The sequence below is a fragment of the Streptomyces marokkonensis genome, from assembly GCF_039539045.1.
GTDB lineage: Bacteria > Actinomycetota > Actinomycetes > Streptomycetales > Streptomycetaceae > Streptomyces > Streptomyces marokkonensis.
Genome location: NZ_BAABCQ010000039.1, coordinates 14,641 through 31,419, shown reverse-complemented (window position 1 = coordinate 31,419; position 16,779 = coordinate 14,641). Strand labels below are relative to the sequence as shown.

Annotated in this window: 18 protein-coding genes and 1 pseudogene; 11 read left to right on the top strand and 8 right to left on the bottom strand. The window is 70.5% G+C overall.

The window, feature by feature from the left end; all coding sequences use genetic code 11:
* The first annotated feature begins 214 nt into the window (after positions 1 to 214).
* On the top strand, positions 215 to 433 hold the full coding sequence (locus ABEA26_RS12725; RefSeq protein ID WP_345592017.1) for a hypothetical protein: 219 nt from the start codon (positions 215 to 217) through the stop codon (positions 431 to 433).
* Between the two features lie 14 nt (positions 434 to 447).
* Here the strand turns inward: ABEA26_RS12725 and ABEA26_RS12720 are convergent, their stop codons facing one another.
* The 3 genes from ABEA26_RS12720 to ABEA26_RS12710 are packed head-to-tail and all read right to left on the bottom strand — an operon-like array spanning position 448 to position 3,029.
* On the bottom strand, positions 448 to 1,203 hold the full coding sequence (locus ABEA26_RS12720) for a WbqC family protein (RefSeq protein WP_345592015.1): 756 nt from the start codon (positions 1,201 to 1,203) through the stop codon (positions 448 to 450).
* 43 nt (positions 1,204 to 1,246) lie between these two features.
* Positions 1,247 to 1,915: a YdcF family protein gene (locus ABEA26_RS12715; protein WP_345592013.1), complete on the bottom strand. Its 669-nt coding sequence runs from the start codon at positions 1,913 to 1,915 to the stop codon at positions 1,247 to 1,249.
* Between the two features lie 13 nt (positions 1,916 to 1,928).
* Positions 1,929 to 3,029, bottom strand: a complete 1,101-nt coding sequence (locus ABEA26_RS12710) for a helix-turn-helix domain-containing protein (RefSeq protein WP_345592011.1) — start codon at positions 3,027 to 3,029, stop codon at positions 1,929 to 1,931.
* A 154-nt stretch (positions 3,030 to 3,183) separates the two neighbouring features.
* Between ABEA26_RS12710 and ABEA26_RS12705 the strand changes: the two genes are divergently transcribed.
* From ABEA26_RS12705 to ABEA26_RS12685, 5 genes and pseudogenes are all read left to right on the top strand, one after another.
* On the top strand, positions 3,184 to 3,612 hold the full coding sequence (locus ABEA26_RS12705) for a hypothetical protein (RefSeq protein WP_345592009.1): 429 nt from the start codon (positions 3,184 to 3,186) through the stop codon (positions 3,610 to 3,612).
* 8 nt (positions 3,613 to 3,620) lie between these two features.
* Positions 3,621 to 4,022 carry an ATP-binding protein gene (locus ABEA26_RS12700; protein WP_345592007.1) on the top strand — a complete coding sequence of 134 codons (402 nt, stop codon included), beginning with the start codon at positions 3,621 to 3,623 and terminating at the stop codon, positions 4,020 to 4,022.
* Positions 4,019 to 4,489, top strand: a complete 471-nt coding sequence (locus ABEA26_RS12695) for a hypothetical protein (RefSeq protein ID WP_345592006.1) — start codon at positions 4,019 to 4,021, stop codon at positions 4,487 to 4,489. Before ABEA26_RS12700 ends, ABEA26_RS12695 begins: the two co-directional genes overlap by 4 nt.
* A 50-nt stretch (positions 4,490 to 4,539) precedes the next feature.
* A pseudogene (locus ABEA26_RS12690) lies at positions 4,540 to 5,658 on the top strand (adenosylhomocysteinase); the annotation flags it as partial.
* Positions 5,659 to 5,666: 8 nt separating this feature from the next.
* Positions 5,667 to 6,278 carry an NUDIX hydrolase gene (locus tag ABEA26_RS12685; RefSeq protein ID WP_345592004.1) on the top strand — a complete coding sequence of 204 codons (612 nt, stop codon included), beginning with the start codon at positions 5,667 to 5,669 and terminating at the stop codon, positions 6,276 to 6,278.
* Positions 6,279 to 6,380: 102 nt separating this feature from the next.
* Here the strand turns inward: ABEA26_RS12685 and ABEA26_RS12680 are convergent, their stop codons facing one another.
* From ABEA26_RS12680 to ABEA26_RS12670, 3 genes are all read right to left on the bottom strand, one after another.
* On the bottom strand, positions 6,381 to 7,238 hold the full coding sequence (locus tag ABEA26_RS12680) for a hypothetical protein (protein WP_345592002.1): 858 nt from the start codon (positions 7,236 to 7,238) through the stop codon (positions 6,381 to 6,383).
* Positions 7,235 to 8,059 (bottom strand): hypothetical protein, encoded by an 825-nt coding sequence (locus tag ABEA26_RS12675; protein WP_345592000.1) that lies wholly within the window; start codon positions 8,057 to 8,059, stop codon positions 7,235 to 7,237. Before ABEA26_RS12675 ends, ABEA26_RS12680 begins: the two co-directional genes overlap by 4 nt.
* A gap of 137 nt (positions 8,060 to 8,196) precedes the next feature.
* A complete protein-coding gene (locus ABEA26_RS12670) occupies positions 8,197 to 8,694 on the bottom strand; it encodes a hypothetical protein (protein WP_345591999.1) in 498 nt (165 codons plus the stop codon).
* 95 nt (positions 8,695 to 8,789) lie between these two features.
* Here ABEA26_RS12670 and ABEA26_RS12665 point away from each other — a divergent pair, with 95 nt between their 5' ends.
* Complete coding sequence (locus tag ABEA26_RS12665) at positions 8,790 to 9,023, top strand: hypothetical protein (protein WP_345591997.1); 234 nt, start codon at positions 8,790 to 8,792, stop codon at positions 9,021 to 9,023.
* Positions 9,024 to 9,356: 333 nt separating this feature from the next.
* Here the strand turns inward: ABEA26_RS12665 and ABEA26_RS12655 are convergent, their stop codons facing one another.
* A complete protein-coding gene (locus ABEA26_RS12655) occupies positions 9,357 to 10,139 on the bottom strand; it encodes a sulfite exporter TauE/SafE family protein (protein WP_345591995.1) in 783 nt (260 codons plus the stop codon).
* Between the two features lie 226 nt (positions 10,140 to 10,365).
* Here ABEA26_RS12655 and ABEA26_RS12650 point away from each other — a divergent pair, with 226 nt between their 5' ends.
* The 4 genes from ABEA26_RS12650 (at position 10,366) to ABEA26_RS12635 (ending at position 15,724) form a co-directional block, all read left to right on the top strand.
* Positions 10,366 to 11,604 carry an NAD(P)/FAD-dependent oxidoreductase gene (locus tag ABEA26_RS12650; RefSeq protein ID WP_345591993.1) on the top strand — a complete coding sequence of 413 codons (1,239 nt, stop codon included), beginning with the start codon at positions 10,366 to 10,368 and terminating at the stop codon, positions 11,602 to 11,604.
* Positions 11,604 to 14,237 (top strand): nitrite reductase large subunit NirB, encoded by a 2,634-nt coding sequence (gene nirB / locus ABEA26_RS12645; protein WP_345591991.1) that lies wholly within the window; start codon positions 11,604 to 11,606, stop codon positions 14,235 to 14,237. Before ABEA26_RS12650 ends, nirB begins: the two co-directional genes overlap by 1 nt.
* Positions 14,234 to 14,599: a nitrite reductase small subunit NirD gene (nirD, locus tag ABEA26_RS12640; protein ID WP_345591990.1), complete on the top strand. Its 366-nt coding sequence runs from the start codon at positions 14,234 to 14,236 to the stop codon at positions 14,597 to 14,599. Before nirB ends, nirD begins: the two co-directional genes overlap by 4 nt.
* Before the next feature lie 171 nt (positions 14,600 to 14,770).
* Entirely contained in the window at positions 14,771 to 15,724 is a 954-nt protein-coding gene (locus tag ABEA26_RS12635; protein ID WP_345591989.1) for an SMP-30/gluconolactonase/LRE family protein, read from the top strand.
* 57 nt (positions 15,725 to 15,781) lie between these two features.
* Here the strand turns inward: ABEA26_RS12635 and ABEA26_RS12630 are convergent, their stop codons facing one another.
* Positions 15,782 to 16,714: an oxidoreductase gene (locus ABEA26_RS12630; protein WP_345591987.1), complete on the bottom strand. Its 933-nt coding sequence runs from the start codon at positions 16,712 to 16,714 to the stop codon at positions 15,782 to 15,784.
* Between the last annotated feature and the right edge of the window lie 65 nt (positions 16,715 to 16,779).

Sequence of the window (16,779 nt, the reverse complement as noted above, 5' to 3'; positions counted from 1 at the left end):
CCGGCCGCCTCACAACAGCGCGGCTGGCCGCTCGGGACCTGGACGGTGCCCTCGACGCCGCCAACGTCGGCCTGGAACTGCGGGAAAACCGCGTCCGCTCCAACCTGGCGTACGTCCGGCTGACCAAGTTCAGCCACTACCTCGAACCGCACTCTGCGGTGCCCGGCAGGAGATCACCACGCTTCGTGGCGAGCGAGACAGACTCAAGGGCGCCTTGCGCAGGCAGCTCGGCCAGCAACTCGACCAGGCCGCCGCTGGGGATCTGGTGGCCCGCATCGAGGAGCTGACTCGCCAGTATCAGCTGCTTGCCACTGAACGCGACGCGTTGAGGCGGGAGAACTCCGAACTGGCCCAGAAGCTGGAGGAGGCCGAGGAGGATCTGGCAGCCGCCCGGACCAGCCTGCGGGAGATGATCCGGCGGGAGAACTCCTGAACCGCGCACGTCGCTCACCGAGTCGTACGCGATTGGGGACGTTCGGTGGTAGGTCCCCCGCCTCGAGGAGGGGGGACGGCTCGCTCAGGCTGCCGTCTGCAGACGGCATTGGTCGGCGGCGAGAGTCCGGATGCGGGCGGCCGTGGCGTCCGGGCAGAGTGCTGCCAGGGCCCACAGGGAACTGAGGCGGCGACCGGAGGACCAGATGCCAGTGGCCGGAACGGGGTCACGGCGACGTTCTGGGCCGCGAACGTATCCGGATCGAGATAGCTCATGCCGCCGGTCCCACACAGATAGGTGCGGGCGCCGGTCGCGGCGGCCAGGTCGGCGAGCCGGACGGATCGGCCCGGACGGACGGTCAGACGGCTGCTGGTGAGGATCTGGTCCCGCCAGCCGATCAGGTCCAGCAAGACGCGGGGGGACATCTGGGCGACGGCCGCGGTCCGTCCGGTGGTGAACGCGTCCAGCACGGGGTCCAGGGCCTTCGCGAGGGCGGGCCAGTGGGGGCTGGCGCCATAGTGCTGCGGCAGCATCCCGGCGGTCCGGCAGCGGGCCAGGGCGGGGTCGTCGATCACGGCGTCCCGGATGAGGGTGGACCGCCCGTCCGGGAGGTGGGTGGGGATGGTGAGCCACTGCTGACGGGCCGGGGCATCGAGGTCGGCGAGACGGGCTCGGTGCTGGTAGTCGCGGCGGGTGAACTGCACGTCGTCCAGGACGATCCAGTAGTCCGCCGCGAACAGCTTGGCCAGCGTCGTCAGCCTCGGGAACACGTTGGGCTGGTGGATCGCGCACAGCCCGCCAGGGGCAGGCAGGTCACGAGGCGATGAGGCGACTGGTGAAGCCGTCGCGGATGAGGGATTCGTACGCGGCATGCACGTCCTTCGGGACCTGTTGCTCGATGGCGAATCCGAGCTTCGGATACTCGATGACCCGCTGGAGGTCGCCGACGAGCATGTCCAGGACGAGCTTCTCGTCGCCGATTGACTTCAGGTAGTCGTCGAACTCCAGCGGCTCCGACGCACACAGAATCTCGACGTCGGGCCACAGCTTGCGGGCGGTCGCGAACGACCGCCTTTCCATATAGGGCTTAGAGACCAGCAGCACCGTCTTGGGGTGGATGCCGGCGGCGGCGAGGACCTCACGCGAGAGGGTGATGTTCTGCCCTGTGTTCGCCGCGTTCGACTCGAGCAGGATCGCCTCGGCGGGGACGCCGAGGTCGATGGCGTGCTCGCGGAAGTGGACGGCCTCACCGCGCGGGAAGACCTTGGCAGTGGTGGGGCTGTTGCCACCGGTGAACACCAGGGTCGGGAAGAGCCCAGAGCGATACAGCTCGGCGGCATGGGCGGCGACGCCGAGGTCGTGGCTGCCCAGCCCGATCGCCACGTTGACGGGCCTCAGCTCGTGCTGCATCTGGTGGTAGTCCCAGATCAGCTTGGCCTGGCGCCACTGGTCCTCAGTGATGGCCTGCTGGTCGTTGCTCACGCGTTCTCCCTGGTCACCGTTGCCGGGGGCCGGTCGGCCCCTCGCTCATGGTCTTGATGCCCTCAATACTGCGCAGTTGGTGCACGAGTCCGTACTGCGCGGCCACCTGGGCGGCCTGGTCGAGGACGAGGTGTCCATCATCCCGGGTAGCCGTGTCGGAGAGCAGGATGTGGCCATGAGCGGTGTCCAGTCGCACGCGTTGCATCGGTGATTCGGTGGTCCCGCTGTTGCGGGCGATGTCGATGAAGTGCAGGGCCTGGGTGAGGTCGCCGGCGCCGCGGCGGGCGAGGGCGAGTTTCTGGTGGGCCACCGACCAGTCGTCCGGTTCGGTGAGGTCTTCGAAGTCGCGGGTCGCGGCCTGCATGACGCGGGTCGCATAGTCGTGCTGGCCGTCCTTGCTCAGCGCAGTCCCCACCCACAGCCAGGCCCTGGCCCGGTCGCGGCGGGAGAGCCGGTCGTCGACGGCGAGGGTTTCGTAGTTGCGGGCGGCGATCTCCAGCTTCCCGGACATCTCGGTGACCACGGCGAGGGACAGGTCAAGCTGGGCGACGCGGCGGGGGATGTCGAGCTGGGTGAAGACCGCGCGGGCGCCGGCATAGGAGTGCTGGGCGGACAGCGGGCCCAGGACGACGCCCTGGTCGCGCCTCAGGTCGCCGAGCAGGGCGGTGGAGCGGGCGAAGAGATACAGGCCCTTCTCGTCCAGCTCGGGGGCCTTGAACCGGCCGAGCCACCGGGTGAGGAGGCTGTCGGCGAAGGCGAAGTTCTGCCGGGACAGGGCGACCACCACACGGTCGAGGTCGTCGGCCCAGGATTCGTACTCCCAGGCCCGGGGGCCGGAGGTGGTGACACGCCGCCGGGGAGTGGTCAGCGGGCTGGTCATCTCGGACAGGAGCGTTTCGAACCGCAGGTGGACGGCGGCGTCCGCGCGGCCGAGAGCCGTGTCGAGGATGGCCTGGGTGTCGGGTCTGGGTTCGGTGTCGGCGAGCTTGGACTCCCACTTGGATACAGTCGCGACCGCCAGGCCGAGCTGCTGGGCGAAGGCCCGCACGCTCAGTCGCAGGGCGAGCCGCAGGGCCTTGGCCTCCAGGCCGGTCCAGTGGTGCACGGTCGCCACGCGTCGCTCCCTTCCACCGGTCATCGAAGCAGATCCGTGCAGGCAGCGGGACAGAAGTGGAACGGAAGTAGAACGGCTGGTGATTGGCCGCGAGTTGCCCGGACGACACGCTTAAGACGTCACCACTTGACGAGCCTTTTGGACGGTCCTGAGCATGGAACCCCTCACGGAGCATCGCCCGGTCAGTGGCCCGGTCGTTTACGGCTTTATGCGGCTGGTGCGGGTCTCCCGAGCACGGCAGGACGCGCTGGTCACCTCGCTCGCCGAGTACTGTCGCAGCCACGAGCTGCAGCTGTCCGGCGTCTTCACCGACCGCGACGCGGCCGCCGGGCCGGCGTCGGCGGCGTTCACCGGGCTGCTGGACGTGCTCGCGCTGCCGGACGTCTATGGCGTGATCGCCCCGGCCATGTCGCACCTGGGGCCGAAGGCCATAGCCGCTGAACGCGGGCGCCGGATCGAGGCGGTCGGCTCGCGGCTGCTGCTGGTCCGCAAGCCCCGCACCACCCACCACTCCGTCTCCCGCAGCGGCCCCGTCCGCCGCCGCCATTCCGGCACCACCCGCGTCCTGGACGCCGAGTCATGAGGACCGTGATGACCAAGACGACCCAGCGGTTCTTCGAGGCCCGGCCCGAGTCGGTCGGCCAGGCACGGTCCTTCGCCTCCGAGGCCCTGACGGACTGGGGCCTGCCCGACCGCGCCGAGGACATCCGGCTCTGCGTCTCCGAGCTCGTCACCAACGCGCTGGTCCACGGCACCGCCCCCGGCCGCGGCTTCCTGGTCAAGCTCGACATCGACGACGAAGTTGTACGCCTGGAAGTGCACGACAGCCGCAGCCAGCACCCCCAGGCCCGCCAAGCCGCCAGCACGGACACCTCCGGACGCGGCCTGGTCCTGGTGGACGCGCTCGCCGACGGTTGGGGAGTCCACGGCCGCACCCCGTTCGGGAAGGTCGTCTGGTCCTGCTTCAAGACTGCGGAAGGCACGACCCCATGAGCGTCCTTCTCACCCCGCCCTGCCCCGAGCTGCGGCTGCTGGTGTCGCTCGCCGCCTGGACCTGGCCCGGCACCCGCCCGGACGGGGGCGAAATCGCGCACATCCTGATCACCCACACCACTGCCCTGACCGGCTCGGGCACCACCGAGACGGCCGAGGCCAGGATGCGGCGGCTGTCCGCCGCCCTCGGTGGCCTGACCGGCGCCCGGGAGGTCGTCCCGGAGCTGGAGCCCTGCCTTCAGACCGTCGGCGACCAGGTGCTGCTGCGCATCCCCGGCGCCTCCCGCCGACTGCGGCTGCCCACCCGCCGGTCCTGGACCGAACTACTCGCCCGCAACGGCGAGGCGATCCTCCTGCTCGGCCTGGACCCGCTGCCGCAGTCCGCTGACGCCGCCCAGGTCGACACCTACCTGGACGCCGTCCTCGCAGCCGACCGGCTGCTGTTCGGACGCGCCCGCACCCGCTGAACCCACATCTCCTCGCACGGCCCGGCCGGAACGGATGAGAGGTAACTGTCATGGAAATCTTCGAACGCGCCCGGCTGGACGCCTACTTCGCCCGGATCGCCACCCAGTTCGACCCGGGTGAGCAGACCGCGTCGTTCCTGATCACGCACCTGCTCGCCGAGCGTCCCGCGTTCGTTCGCGCGGTCGCCGCGATGACCCGGCTCACCGCGGTGCTGCCCAAGCCGAAGTCCATCCACCCGGCCGCCAAGCGCGAGGTCGAGCAGGCCGTTCCGGTCGATACCCTCACCCTCGAGCTGTTCACCGACGACGACACCGCCCTGGACTACCTCGAGTCCCGGGCCGCAGACGAGACGGTCTGCCTGCTGGACGTAGGCGGCTACTTCGCCCCCAGCCTCGCCGAGGCCCACAGCCGCTTCACCGGCCGGCTCGCCGGGGTGATCGAGGACACCGAGAATGGCCACCGCCGCTACGAGGACCTCGACAAGTTGCCCTGCCCCGTCATCTCAGTCGCCCGGTCCCCGCTGAAGGACCCGGAGGACTTCCTCGTCGGCCAGTCCGTGGTCTTCTCCACCGAGGCCGTCATGCGCGGACGCGGCGACATCCTCCACGGCCGCCCCGCCCTCGTGATCGGCTTCGGCAAGCTCGGCTCCTCGATCGCCCGGCTCCTGCACGCCAAGGGCGTCCAGGTCACCGTTTTCGACATAGACCCCGTCCGCCGCACCCAGGCCCTCTCCCAGGGCTTCGCTGTCGCCCGCAACCGCGAGGCCGCCCTGACCGGCGCCGGCCTGGTCCTCTGCGCGACCGGAGCGGTCTCCCTGCGGGGCGAGGACTTCGCCCACCTCCGCAACGGCACCTACATCGCCACCGTCACTTCCAGCGAGGACGAACTCGACCTCGCCGGCCTCCCCGACGTCTACACCCGCGCGCAGGTCGGTGACCACATCACCCGCTATCAGACCACCGGCCACTACTTCTATCTGGCAAACAACGGCAACGCCGTCAACTTCATCCACGGCGCCAGCGTTGGGCCGTTCATCTTCCTGGTCCAGGGCGAGATCCTCGCCGCGATCAGGATGCTCACCCGCGGAGACCTCGCCCCCGGCATCTACGAGGTTCCCGCGGCCGACCGCGCCGCGATTGCGGCGACCTGGCTCAACTACTTCAACAGGCGATCACCATGGCCATCACGGCAGACCACATCCGCACCACCCTGGCCGCCTACCTCGACCAGCACCCCGACGCCAAGACCAAGCTCGGCGTCGTCCTCGGCCTCCTGGACGACGGCGACGACCTCACCAGCCGCAAGACCCTGCCCGAACACGTCACCGCCGGAGCGATCCTCATCGGCCCCGACAGCCGCATCCTGCATATTCTCCACAACGTCACCCAGAAGTGGCTGCTGCCCGGCGGCCACCTCGAAGCCTCCGACGGCACCCTTCTTCAGGCCGCCGGCCGCGAGCTCACCGAGGAGACCGGCATCCCGCCGCACGTGATCACCCCGCACCGCCAGACCCCCCTCCACATCGACGTCCACCCCATCGACGCGAACCCTGCCAAGGACGAGCCCGCCCACCAGCACTTCGACTTCCGGTTCCTCTTCCGCACCACCGCCGACATCGGCGAACTTCAGACCGAAGAGGTCTCCGATGCCGCCTGGCGCAACCTCGACGACGTCGCCGACCCGCAGCTCCGGCAGCGCATCGCCACGGCCCTCCTTGACGCGGACAGCGACGCTGCCATGACCGGCAAGCTCACTCTCGCTGAGCCCTGGCCCCTTGTCAGCGAGTGACGGACTGACGGGATCGAGAATCCACCCATGCACGACCTACCGTCGGTCGGCACCCCATTCCGGGTGCCGACCGACGGCAGGTCAGCTTGGGCACCCTGCGGATCACCCTCCGAGCGCGCCGATCACCTGCCCCAGGATCGCGAGCGCTGCCTGAGCCCCGGGAGCCGTGTTCAGCGCAGCCATGATGCGCTGTCCCGAGCTCAGCCGTGCCTCGGGCGTCTGCTCAACGTCCTCGAGCACCTCGACGTCGTAGAGGAACTCCTCCTGATCGGGCTGCGGAAGCGCCGGGGCGAGGCCACGGAGTTGGCGCACAAGGTCGGCCAGCTGATCGGCCTGAACACCAAAGTTCTGGGTCACGTGTACGCCCTGAGCGGCCGTGCCGCCGTAGACGTTCTGGTTGAACACCGGGCCCGCCGCTGCGGAGATCTGCTCACTCACGTACTGCCTCGCATTCTTGTCGGACATCGCGCAGAGCTCGCCGCGCGGCGTCAGTGTCAGGGAGTTGAAGTGGCCATCAGCGGGGCTCAGCACTGCCAGCCCGTAGTCAGCCAGGGTTCGGGCTGCGCGCAATATCACTGGAGCGTCCACGTGCTCACCCAGGTAGAGCGTGGTCGCGACGAACATCTGCAGACCGACAGTGCCATCCGGTGACGCGAACGCCTGGGCAATCAGCTGATCGAGAACATGACTGAATCGGGCGCCGTGGTTGTCACGTTCAGCCAGAATCCGATCTGCCTCGCGCAGGCCGCTGTCGGTGATCGCAACATCGGAGCAGCCGGAGGTCTCCAGCACCCAGACATGGCCACGTTCCTGGAGTAGCCATGCTGCTTTCTCCGCCCGCTGGGGGAGCGTCTCATTGTCGCCAGCGAACTCCTTCACACTGACGTACTCGCCTGCCCACCTATTGGTACGGGTGCTGAGCCAGATCAGCAGCGCGTCAGCTGTGCCCTCGGTCGTCACGAGCCCTCAGATTTCCGCTCGACCACCCTCTGCGATACATCGATGCCTTGCGCTCCTGCGGCACCCGGGTGGATGTGCTGTTCGAAGTGCTGGGATTTCGGTTCGATGTAACTGCGGACTGGTTGACCTGACATTGCGCAGGCGAAGCCCTCGGGCTCCAACCAGACACCGGTCAGCGGACCACCAGTCGTGCTGAGCATCTTCAGTCCGACCAAGTTGCTCGACGCCGCAGTGATCTCGGCGGCCGTCAGCGGGCTACCGTAAAAGGAGTTTACGTCCGAGTCGATGAAGTCGAGGAGTTCCACCGGACGCCCAGGTTCGGCAGTCTCGAATGCCCAGTTGAGGATTGCGTTCTCTGCATAGACCAAACGGTCGCGTCGGCTGCCGATGACCCTCCGGCGCCGGTCAGCCTCCTGCACGCCGGCGGACGTCAAGGTGTAGAAGACAATCTCACCAGCAGCGTTGCGCCCGCGAGGACCGACGTGAGCCCACCCCCGGGAAACCAACCTATGAATGGCCTCTTGAACCGCAGCCTCGCCAGGCAGCGGCAACCGGTCCGGGGAAATATGGATGTTGGGCCCAAGGTGACACGTAGTGTCACCTTCACTCTCGTCCATCGCCCAGAACAGTAGGGTGTCGACGAGCCGATCAGCCGTCATGGGGCGAGTGTAGGTCCGGGAGCCGGGCCAGTGGCCCTGCTCCGTGTGGCGGTCCGGCGACGGCTGGGGCAGACCGAAGAGCAGACGGAGAACATCGAGGGCGCCTTCGCGACGCTCCGCCTTACGGGACCAGACTGCGGGCAGCACCACGATGAGGGTCACTGCGAGCAACATGAGCCGTGATGCGCGGCCCTTAGGAGCCTTCAGGAGACCTTCGGAGGACAGCACGATCGAGACCCCTCCAGGAGTCTCGGTTTGCCATCACCGTGAGTGTCTGCAACTGATCTGCTGCGGGCGACCTATGGAGTTCTGGCGCCGATGGAGGGCACCTCGGCGGTACCTGGACCGCCGACCGTCCACCTTACAGTCTGAGTGTGGGCTCTACCGCGCCTTCTGTACTCCTCGTACGCGTCGCGAAGCCGGGCGGCCTCCATGCCGACCCCACCGGTAACGATCTTCTCGCCTTCGTGGAGGCGCTGGCGGACCGACCGGGTCTTCCCGCCGAGATCCGTCGACGACCACGTCGTCGACCCGGTTGGCGTTCCCACAAGGAACAGATCGTGCCCTTGCTGGTCACACCGGAAACCGTCAAGCACTCCGGCGAAATCGTCTCGGACGATGCTCTCCAGCACCAGTTCCTGCCTTGTCGTGCCTTCGGTAGTCACGATCATCAGGGCGTCGCTGCCCGGTGGCGCCTCCACAGCGAGGGCTCGGATGCGCCCACACCGTCCGCCCTTACCAGCGCACCGGATCTCGATCGCAATCGGCCTGCCTGCCCAACGCGTGGTGTCGGGCATCCGCTTCAGGGTCAAGAGTCTCCACCAACCATGCAGTCGACATTTTCCAAGATGCGCTGCGGCTACGTGAGCCGGGATTCGAGCGGGTGAAGGTCATGGACCAGATCGGTCTGGCGGCAGCTCTGTTCGAGGAAGGCGAGCCGGAGAAGGGCATCGCCGCAGCCCACCAGGCGCTCGATGACGCCACCCGTATCGACTCCACCCTCGTCGCCTCCCGCCTGAACACCCTTTTGAACGCGGCCCGCCGATGCGACTCCCCCGCCGTTGAGGACGTCCGCACTCGAGCGCGAGAACTGGCCGTCGCCCGCCCGACCACCATCGCGGCCTGAGACGGCCTGGGCATCCAGGGCCGTGCCGACAAGGCGTACGGCTCCCGCGCGCGAACCGCGCCTACCTGCACAAGCGCGGTATCCGCTACACGATCCCGGAGAAGCGAGACCAGATCGCCAACCGCAAGAAGCGCGGAACCCACGGTGGCCGGGCACCGAAGTTCGACGCGGCCGACCACAAAAGAGCGCCACGCGGTGGAGTGCGGGATCAATCGCCTCAAGCGCCACCCTGCGGTGGCGACGAGGTACGACAAGCTCGCCGTCCGCTACGAGGCGACCGTGCTGGTCGCAGCTACCAACGAGTCGCTGTGACCAGCACTTTCGATACACGGCCTAGGCCACCCATTGCTCGTAGGCCAGGTTCGCCACCAGGGCGAAGACGACCGTCAGCAGGACGACGCGGACGAAGCCGCTGCCCTTCTTCAGGGCCGTGTGCGCGCCGAACATGCCGCCGGCGAGGTTGAAGACGGCCATCAGAGCGGCCAGCTGCCACAGGACGGCGCCCTGCCAGGCGAAGGTGGCGAGGGCGCCCGCGTTGGTGCAGCAGTTGACGATCTTGGCGGTGGCGGAGGCGGCCACCAGGTCCAGGTGGAGGACGGCGGTGAGCGCCAGGACGAGGAAGGTTCCGGTGCCGGGGCCGACGAGGCCGTCGTAGAAGCCGATGCCGAGGCCCGCGAGGCCGATCGCGGCGAGGATGCGGCGGGGGCCGGCCGGGCCGGTGGCGGGGGCGGTGCCGAAGGCGGGGCGGAAGATCACGAAGGCGGCGACCGCGAGCAGCACCACCATGATCACCGGCTTGAGCACCTCGGTGCTCATCCCGGCGGCGAAGAAGGCCCCGCCGGACGATCCGGCCAGGGCCGCCAGGCCGATGCGTACGGCGGTGCGGACGTCCACCGGCGCCTTGCGGGCGTACGTCACCGCCGCGCCCGTGGTGCCGACGATGGCGACCGCCTTGTTGGTGCCGAGCGCGTGCGCGGCCGGCGTGCCGGCGGGCAGCCCGAGCAGCAGCGCCGGCAGCAGCAGGAGTCCGCCACCGCCGACCACGGCGTCGATCCAGCCGGCCACGAGGGCCGCGAGGCACAGCAGGACGACCGTGGTCAGCGATATGTCGGGCATGATCGCGACCCTAAGGAGGGGATGGATGCCCTGTCCATCAAGATGATGGTCTTCTGAGGTTCCCGAGTCCGGGCGGCTCCCCACGCCCGCGGGCCCGGAGGCTCCCTCACACCCGCGGGCCGGGAGACTCCCTCACACCCGCACCCCGCCCCCGCTGAGGGCAGCGTTCCCCCGGGGAAACAGACGCGATGCCACCGGGTAACACCCGCACCGCACGCTCGATGCCATGACCTCGAATACGCGTGTGGTGGTGATCGGCGCCGGACTCGCGGGCGTCACGCTCGCCCGGCGGCTCGGTGAGCTCGGCACGCCCGCGCTGGTCGTCGGCGACGAGGAGCACCGGCCGTACAACCGGGTGCTGCTCGCCGAGGTGCTGGCCGGACGGTACGGCCCCGAGGTGATCGCCCTGCCGGCGCCCGCCGGGCTGCTGCGCGGCCGGGTCACCGGCATCGACCGGGCCGGGCGGACCGTCCGGTGCGCCGACGGCTCCCTGATCGCATACGACACGCTGGTCCTGGCCACCGGCTCCAACGCCGTACTGCCGCCACTGCGCGGCCTGTTCACCCCGGACCGCGAGCTGCCCGAGGGTGTGCACGCGTTCCGGACGATGGACGACTGCCTGGGGTTGTCCAAGACGGTACGGCCCGGGGTGCGGGCGGTCGTCGTCGGGGGCGGGCTGCTCGGGGTGTCCGCCGCCCGCGCGCTGGCCGTGCGCGGCGCGCAGGTCGTCCTCGCCCAGCAGTCCGAGCGGCTCATGGAGGGCCGGCTCGACCCGGCCGCCGCCGCGCTCGTGCGGCGGCATCTGGAGGGCCTCGGCGTCGAGGTGCACACCGAGTGCCGGGTACGCGACGTGCGCAGCGTCGGCGGGGCGGTGCGGTCGGTGGAGCTGGCCGACGGGTACGCCCTCGGCGCCGACCTGGTCGTCCTCGCCTGCGGGGTCCGGCCGCGCGTCGGCCTCGCGCAGGCGGCGGGCCTGGAGGTCGGCAAGGGCGTGGTCGTCGACGACGAGCTGCGCACCTCCGACCCGCACATCCACGCCGTCGGCGACTGCGCCCAGCACGCCGGACGCGTGTACGGGCTGGCCGCGCCCGCCCTCGAACAGGCCGGTGCGCTGGCCGGGCTGCTCGCCGGGGACGGCACCGCCGCCCGCTACACCGGCACCCGGTCCCTGACCCGCCTCACCCTCACCGGGCCCGGCGGCCCCTTCGGGCCGGACAGCCCCTTCGACCTCGCCGCGTTCGGCGAGACCGACCCCCGCCCCGGCGACGACGTCGTGCAGCTCGCCGACGCCACCCGGGGCACCTACCGCAAGGTCGTCGTCCGCGACGACCGGCTGGTCGGCGGGGTCCTGGTCGGCGAACTCGGCACCGTCGCCGCGCTCGCGCGCGCCTGGGAGGGAGCAGAGCCGCTCCCGTCCGACGGCGGCCCCCTGCTCCACCTGCTCACCAATGACGGAGGCTCCTGATGACCGCCACCCCGGGGCCCACCCCCACCATCGTGCTCGTCGGCCACGGCATGGTCGGCCAGCGCTTCCTCGAAGTGCTCGCCGAGCGCGGCCTGACCGGCACGTACCGCGTGGTCGCGCTGTGCGAGGAGCCGCGCCCCGCCTACGACCGCGTCCAGCTCACCTCGTACTTCTCGGGCAGGACCCCCGACGACCTGTCGATGACCGACCTGGCCTTCATCGAGGAGCACGGCATCGAGCTGCGCGTCGGCGACCCGGCGGTGACCGTCGACCGGGACGCCCGCAAGGTGACCGCCCGTTCCGGGCTGGTCGTCGAGTACGACGTGCTGGTGCTGGCCACCGGCTCCTACCCCTTCGTCCCGCCGGTCCCCGGCAAGGACGCCGAGGGCTGCTTCGTCTACCGGACGATCGAGGACCTGCTCGCCATCGAGGAGTACGCGAAGAACGCGACGACCGGCGCGGTGGTCGGCGGCGGGCTCCTCGGCCTGGAGGCGGCGGGGGCGCTCAAGGGCCTCGGACTCACCTCGCACATCGTGGAGTTCGCGCCCCGCCTGATGCCGGTCCAGGTCGACGAGGGCGGCGGCGCGGCGCTGCTGCGCACCATCGAGGGCATGGGCCTGTCCGTCCACACGGGAGTGGGCACGCAGGAGATTCTTACCGGCGAGGACGGCGCCGTCACCGGCATGAAGCTGTCCGACGGTTCCCAACTCGCCACCGACCTCGTGGTGTTCAGCGCCGGTGTCCGCCCCCGCGACCAGCTGGCCCGGGACTGCGGTCTGGCGGTCGGCGAGCGCGGCGGCATCAGCGTCGACGAGCAGTGCCGCACGGTCACCGACGCGCACGTGTTCGCGATCGGCGAGTGCGCCCTGGCGTCCGACGGGCGGGTGTACGGGCTGGTGGCGCCCGGTTACGAGCAGGCCGAGACGGTGGCCGCGACCATCGCCGCCGACGAGGCGTCCTTCACCGGCGCCGACCTGTCCACCAAGCTGAAGCTGCTCGGCGTGGACGTGGCGTCCTTCGGCGACGCGCACGGCACCGCCGAGGACTGCCTGGACGTCGTCTACTCCGACTCCCGCGCGGGCCTCTACAAGAAGCTGGTCGTCGGCCGCGACGGCACACTGCTCGGCGGCATCCTGGTCGGCGACGCGGAGGCGTACGGCACGCTGCGCGCCTTCACCGGCTCCGTCCCGCCGGTCTCCCCCGAGTCTCTCGTGCTGCCCGCCGGTGCCGGGGCCCCGGCCCAGCTGGGCCCGTCCGCGCTCCCCGACGACGCGGTGATCTGCTCTTGCCACAGCGTCACCAAGGGCACGATCCGCGGCGCGGTGACGGAGCACTCCTGCACCACCGTGCCCGAGGTGAAGAAGTGCACCAAGGCCGGCACCGGCTGCGGCTCCTGCGTCAAGGTACTCGGCCAGCTGGTCACCGCCGAGCTGGAGGCGAGCGGCGTCGAGGTCGACAAGGGCCTGTGCGGCTGCTTCGCCCAGACCCGCGAGGAGCTGTACGAGATCGTCCGCGCCCTGCGGATCACCTCCTACCGCGAGCTGCTGGACCGGCACGGCCGGGAGGGCGCCCGGGGCGGTGACGGCTGCGAGGTCTGCAAGCCGGCGGTCGGCTCGATCATCGCCTCCCTCGCCCCGGCGATCGGCGCGAGCGGCTATGTCCTGGAAGGCGAGCAGGCGGCCCTCCAGGACACCAACGACCACTTCCTGGCCAACCTCCAGAAGAACGGCTCCTACTCCGTCGTCCCGCGCATCCCCGGCGGCGAGATCGCCCCCGAGAAGCTGATCGTCATCGGCGAAATCGCCCGGGACTTCGGGCTCTACACGAAGATCACCGGCGGTCAGCGCATCGACATGCTCGGCGCCCGCATCGAGCAGTTGCCGGTGATCTGGGCCCGGCTGGTGGACGCCGGCTTCGAGTCCGGGCACGCGTACGGGAAGTCGCTGCGCACGGTGAAGTCCTGCGTCGGCCAGACCTGGTGCCGTTACGGCGTCCAGGACTCGGTCCGGATGGCGATCGACCTGGAGCTGCGCTACCGGGGGCTCAGGTCGCCGCACAAGCTCAAGTCGGCGGTCTCCGGGTGCGCCCGCGAGTGCGCCGAGGCCCAGTCGAAGGACTTCGGCGTGATCGCCACCTCCAACGGCTGGAACCTCTACGTCGGCGGCAACGGCGGCGCCACCCCGCGCCACGCGGACCTGCTCGCCCAGGACCTCTCGGACGCCGAACTGGTCCGCCTGATCGACCGGTTCCTGATGTTCTACATCCGCACCGCCGACAAACTGGAACGCACCTCCACCTGGCTGGAGCGCGTCCCGGGCGGCCTGGACCACGTACGGGACGTCGTCGTGCACGACTCGCTCGGCATCTGCGACGAGCTGGAGTCGCTGATGTCCGCCCACGTCTCGCACTACCGCGACGAGTGGGCCGAGACCATCAACGACCCCGAGAAGCTGGCCCGGTTCGTGTCCTTCGTGAACGCGCCCGACACCCCCGACCCGGTCGTGGGCTTCGTGCCCGAACGCGACCAGATGAAGCCCGACCTGCCGCTGCTGAACATCGGCCTGCGGCCCACCGAGGAAGACCTCGAAGAAGACCGCGAAGAAGACGTCCTGGAAGGAAGCACCCGGCGATGACCCTGGCACCCGAGTCCCTGGCACCCGAGACGACCGGCCTCAAGGTCCGACTGCGCCTGACGGACGACTGGTTCACGGCCTGCGACCTCGGCGCCCTGCTCCCCGGCCGGGGCGTCGCGGCCCTGCTGCCGGACGGCGGCCAGGTGGCCCTGTTCCGCGACCGGAACGGTGAGCTGTACGCCATCGGCAACCGGGACCCGTTCACCGGGGCGGCGGTCCTCTCCCGCGGCCTGACCGGCACTCACCGGGGCCGCCCGTTCGTCGCCTCCCCGCTGCTCAAGCAGCGCTTCGACCTGGCGACCGGGCAGTGCCTGGACGACGAGGCGGTCCGGGTGGAGACGTACGAGGTGACGGCCGCGTAGGCCCCCTGGAGGCGGAGGGGTGGGTACCGTTCTGGTGGCGGACGGCGGGCCGACGGCCCAATGGCCCGGGTCGACTGTCGGTTTCCTGCCAAAGCCGGCCGGCGCCTCGAATTCCCCCCGGGGGTCGGGTTTCATCGAGGCCCAAGCCCTTCTCGCCTGGAGGCCCGCACCATGACTCGGAAACACCACCCCCGCCCGTCCCGGCGCGCGCTGCTCGGCGGTGCCGCCGGCGCCGCGCTGGCGGTGGCCGCCGGTACCGGCTCCGCCGAAGCCGCCACCGCCCCCGCAACCGTGTGGCCGACCGAGTTCCCGCTGCCCGACGGCTGGCTGCCCGAGGGCATCACCATCGGGCGCGGGCCCTACGCCTACATGGGCTCACGCGCCGACGGCGCCGTCTACCGCACCGACCTGCGCACCGGCAGGGGCCGGATCGTCCACGAGGGCGGTCCGGGCCTCGTGGCCATCGGCCTGAAACTGGACCACGACGGCCTGCTGTACATCGCCGGTGGCGGCGGCGGAACCGCCCGGATCGTCGACGCCCGCACCGGCAGACTGCTGCGTACCCACCAGCTCACCGGCACCACCGGTCATTTCGTCAACGACGTGGTCCTGCTCGGCGACCGCGCCTGGTTCACCGACTCGTACGGGCCCGTCCTGTACGGCGTCCCGCGCGGCCGGCGCGGCGGCGTGCGCACGCTGCCGCTGTCCGGCGACTGGGAGCAGACGCCGGACGTCATCAACGCCAACGGCGTCGTCTCCACCCCCGACGGGCGCGGACTGATCGTCGTCAGGATGGCTGCGGGCGAGCTGTACCGCGTCAGCCTCCGGACCGGCCGCGCCACCCGGATCCGGCTGGTCGGCGCGGACGACGTGGTCAACGGCGACGGCCTGGTACGGGTCGGCCGCACGCTGTACGTCGTGCAGAACCGGAACAACCTGGTCAGCGTCTGGGACCTGGACGCGAGGGCCGGCCGGGCGACCCTGCGCCGCACGATCACCGACCCCCGCTTCGACGTCCCCGCCACCGCCGCCCGCTTCGGCGACCGCCTCTATCTCGTCAACGCGCGCTTCACCAGTCCGCAGACACCCGAGACGACGTTCACGGCGGTGGCGGTGCGGCGCTGAACCGCCCAGGGCGTCAGCGCGCCGCGTCGAACAGCCCAGGGCGTCAGCGCGCCGGCTTCAGGCCCCCAGTGCCTCGTACGTGACACCCGTCAGCCGCTCGGAGGCGGCCCACAGCCGCTCCCCCATCGCGTCGTCGGTGGTCCAGGGAGCCCGCCAGGACGGTGCGGGCTCCCCGCGCCACATCGCGAAGGACGGGCCGGTGAAGGAGTCGGCGGGTACGCCGGGCGCGGTCGCCGCGTACAGGACGGGCAGCGCGCCCGACTCGGCGGGCTGGGCGACGACCCGGTTCGCGAGCCGCATCATCCGCTCGGCGAGCCGGCGCCCCTCCGCGCGGGGCCCGGCGGTGAGCAGATTCGTCTCCGCGTACCCCGGATGGGCGGCGACCGCGCGCACGTCCGAGGCGCCGTCCCGGGCGGCGAGCCGACGCGCCAGCTCGTGGGTGAAGAGCAGGTTGGCGGACTTGGAGCGGGCGTAGGCGGTCCAGCGCCCGTACCGCCGTACGTTGTTGAGGTCGCGCGGATCGATGTTGGCCAGCGCGTGCATGAAGCTGGAGACGGTCACGACGCGGGCGCCCGGCGTGGCGAGCAGGGTGGGCAGCAGCAGCCCGGTGAGGGCGAAGTGGCCCAGGTGGTTGACGCCGAACTGCGTCTCGAAACCGTCCGACGTCGTCCCGTGGGGCAGCGCCATGACCCCGGCGTTGTTGACGAGGAGGTCGACCCGCTCGTAGGGCAGCCCGTACGCGAACTCGCGGACGGAGGCCAGGTCCCCGAGGTCCAGCCGCGCCACTTCCACGGCGGCGTCCGGCACCTCGCCGAGGAGGCGCTCCACGGCGGCACTCCCCCGCGACTCGCTGCGGCAGGCCAGCACCACGCACGCGCCCTTGCGGGCCAGCTCGCGGGCCACCACGTAGCCGAGGCCGCTGTTGGCGCCGGTGACGACGGCGACGCGTCCGTCCAGGCCGGGCATGTCGCCCACGTTCCAGCCGGTCATCAACGGCTCCTTCCCTGGTCCGGACCCCTCTCACCGTACGCGCCGACACTCCGGAGCGGAGAGTT

What these genes read in the sequence shown, in the direction of transcription:
- ABEA26_RS12705 (WP_345592009.1), top strand. Translation starts at nt 3,184, where the DNA reads ATGGAACCCCTCACGGAGCATCGCCCGGTCAGTGGCCCGGTCGTTTAC.
- ABEA26_RS12700 (WP_345592007.1), top strand. Translation starts at nt 3,621, where the DNA reads ATGACCAAGACGACCCAGCGGTTCTTCGAGGCCCGGCCCGAGTCGGTC.
- ABEA26_RS12695 (WP_345592006.1), top strand. Translation starts at nt 4,019, where the DNA reads ATGAGCGTCCTTCTCACCCCGCCCTGCCCCGAGCTGCGGCTGCTGGTG.
- ABEA26_RS12685 (WP_345592004.1), top strand. Translation starts at nt 5,667, where the DNA reads ATGGCCATCACGGCAGACCACATCCGCACCACCCTGGCCGCCTACCTC.
- ABEA26_RS12670 (WP_345591999.1), bottom strand. Translation starts at nt 8,694, where the DNA reads ATGCCCGACACCACGCGTTGGGCAGGCAGGCCGATTGCGATCGAGATC.
- ABEA26_RS12665 (WP_345591997.1), top strand. Translation starts at nt 8,790, where the DNA reads ATGGACCAGATCGGTCTGGCGGCAGCTCTGTTCGAGGAAGGCGAGCCG.
- ABEA26_RS12655 (WP_345591995.1), bottom strand. Translation starts at nt 10,139, where the DNA reads ATGCCCGACATATCGCTGACCACGGTCGTCCTGCTGTGCCTCGCGGCC.
- ABEA26_RS12650 (WP_345591993.1), top strand. Translation starts at nt 10,366, where the DNA reads ATGACCTCGAATACGCGTGTGGTGGTGATCGGCGCCGGACTCGCGGGC.
- nirB (WP_345591991.1), top strand. Translation starts at nt 11,604, where the DNA reads ATGACCGCCACCCCGGGGCCCACCCCCACCATCGTGCTCGTCGGCCAC.
- nirD (WP_345591990.1), top strand. Translation starts at nt 14,234, where the DNA reads ATGACCCTGGCACCCGAGTCCCTGGCACCCGAGACGACCGGCCTCAAG.
- ABEA26_RS12635 (WP_345591989.1), top strand. Translation starts at nt 14,771, where the DNA reads ATGACTCGGAAACACCACCCCCGCCCGTCCCGGCGCGCGCTGCTCGGC.
- ABEA26_RS12630 (WP_345591987.1), bottom strand. Translation starts at nt 16,714, where the DNA reads ATGACCGGCTGGAACGTGGGCGACATGCCCGGCCTGGACGGACGCGTC.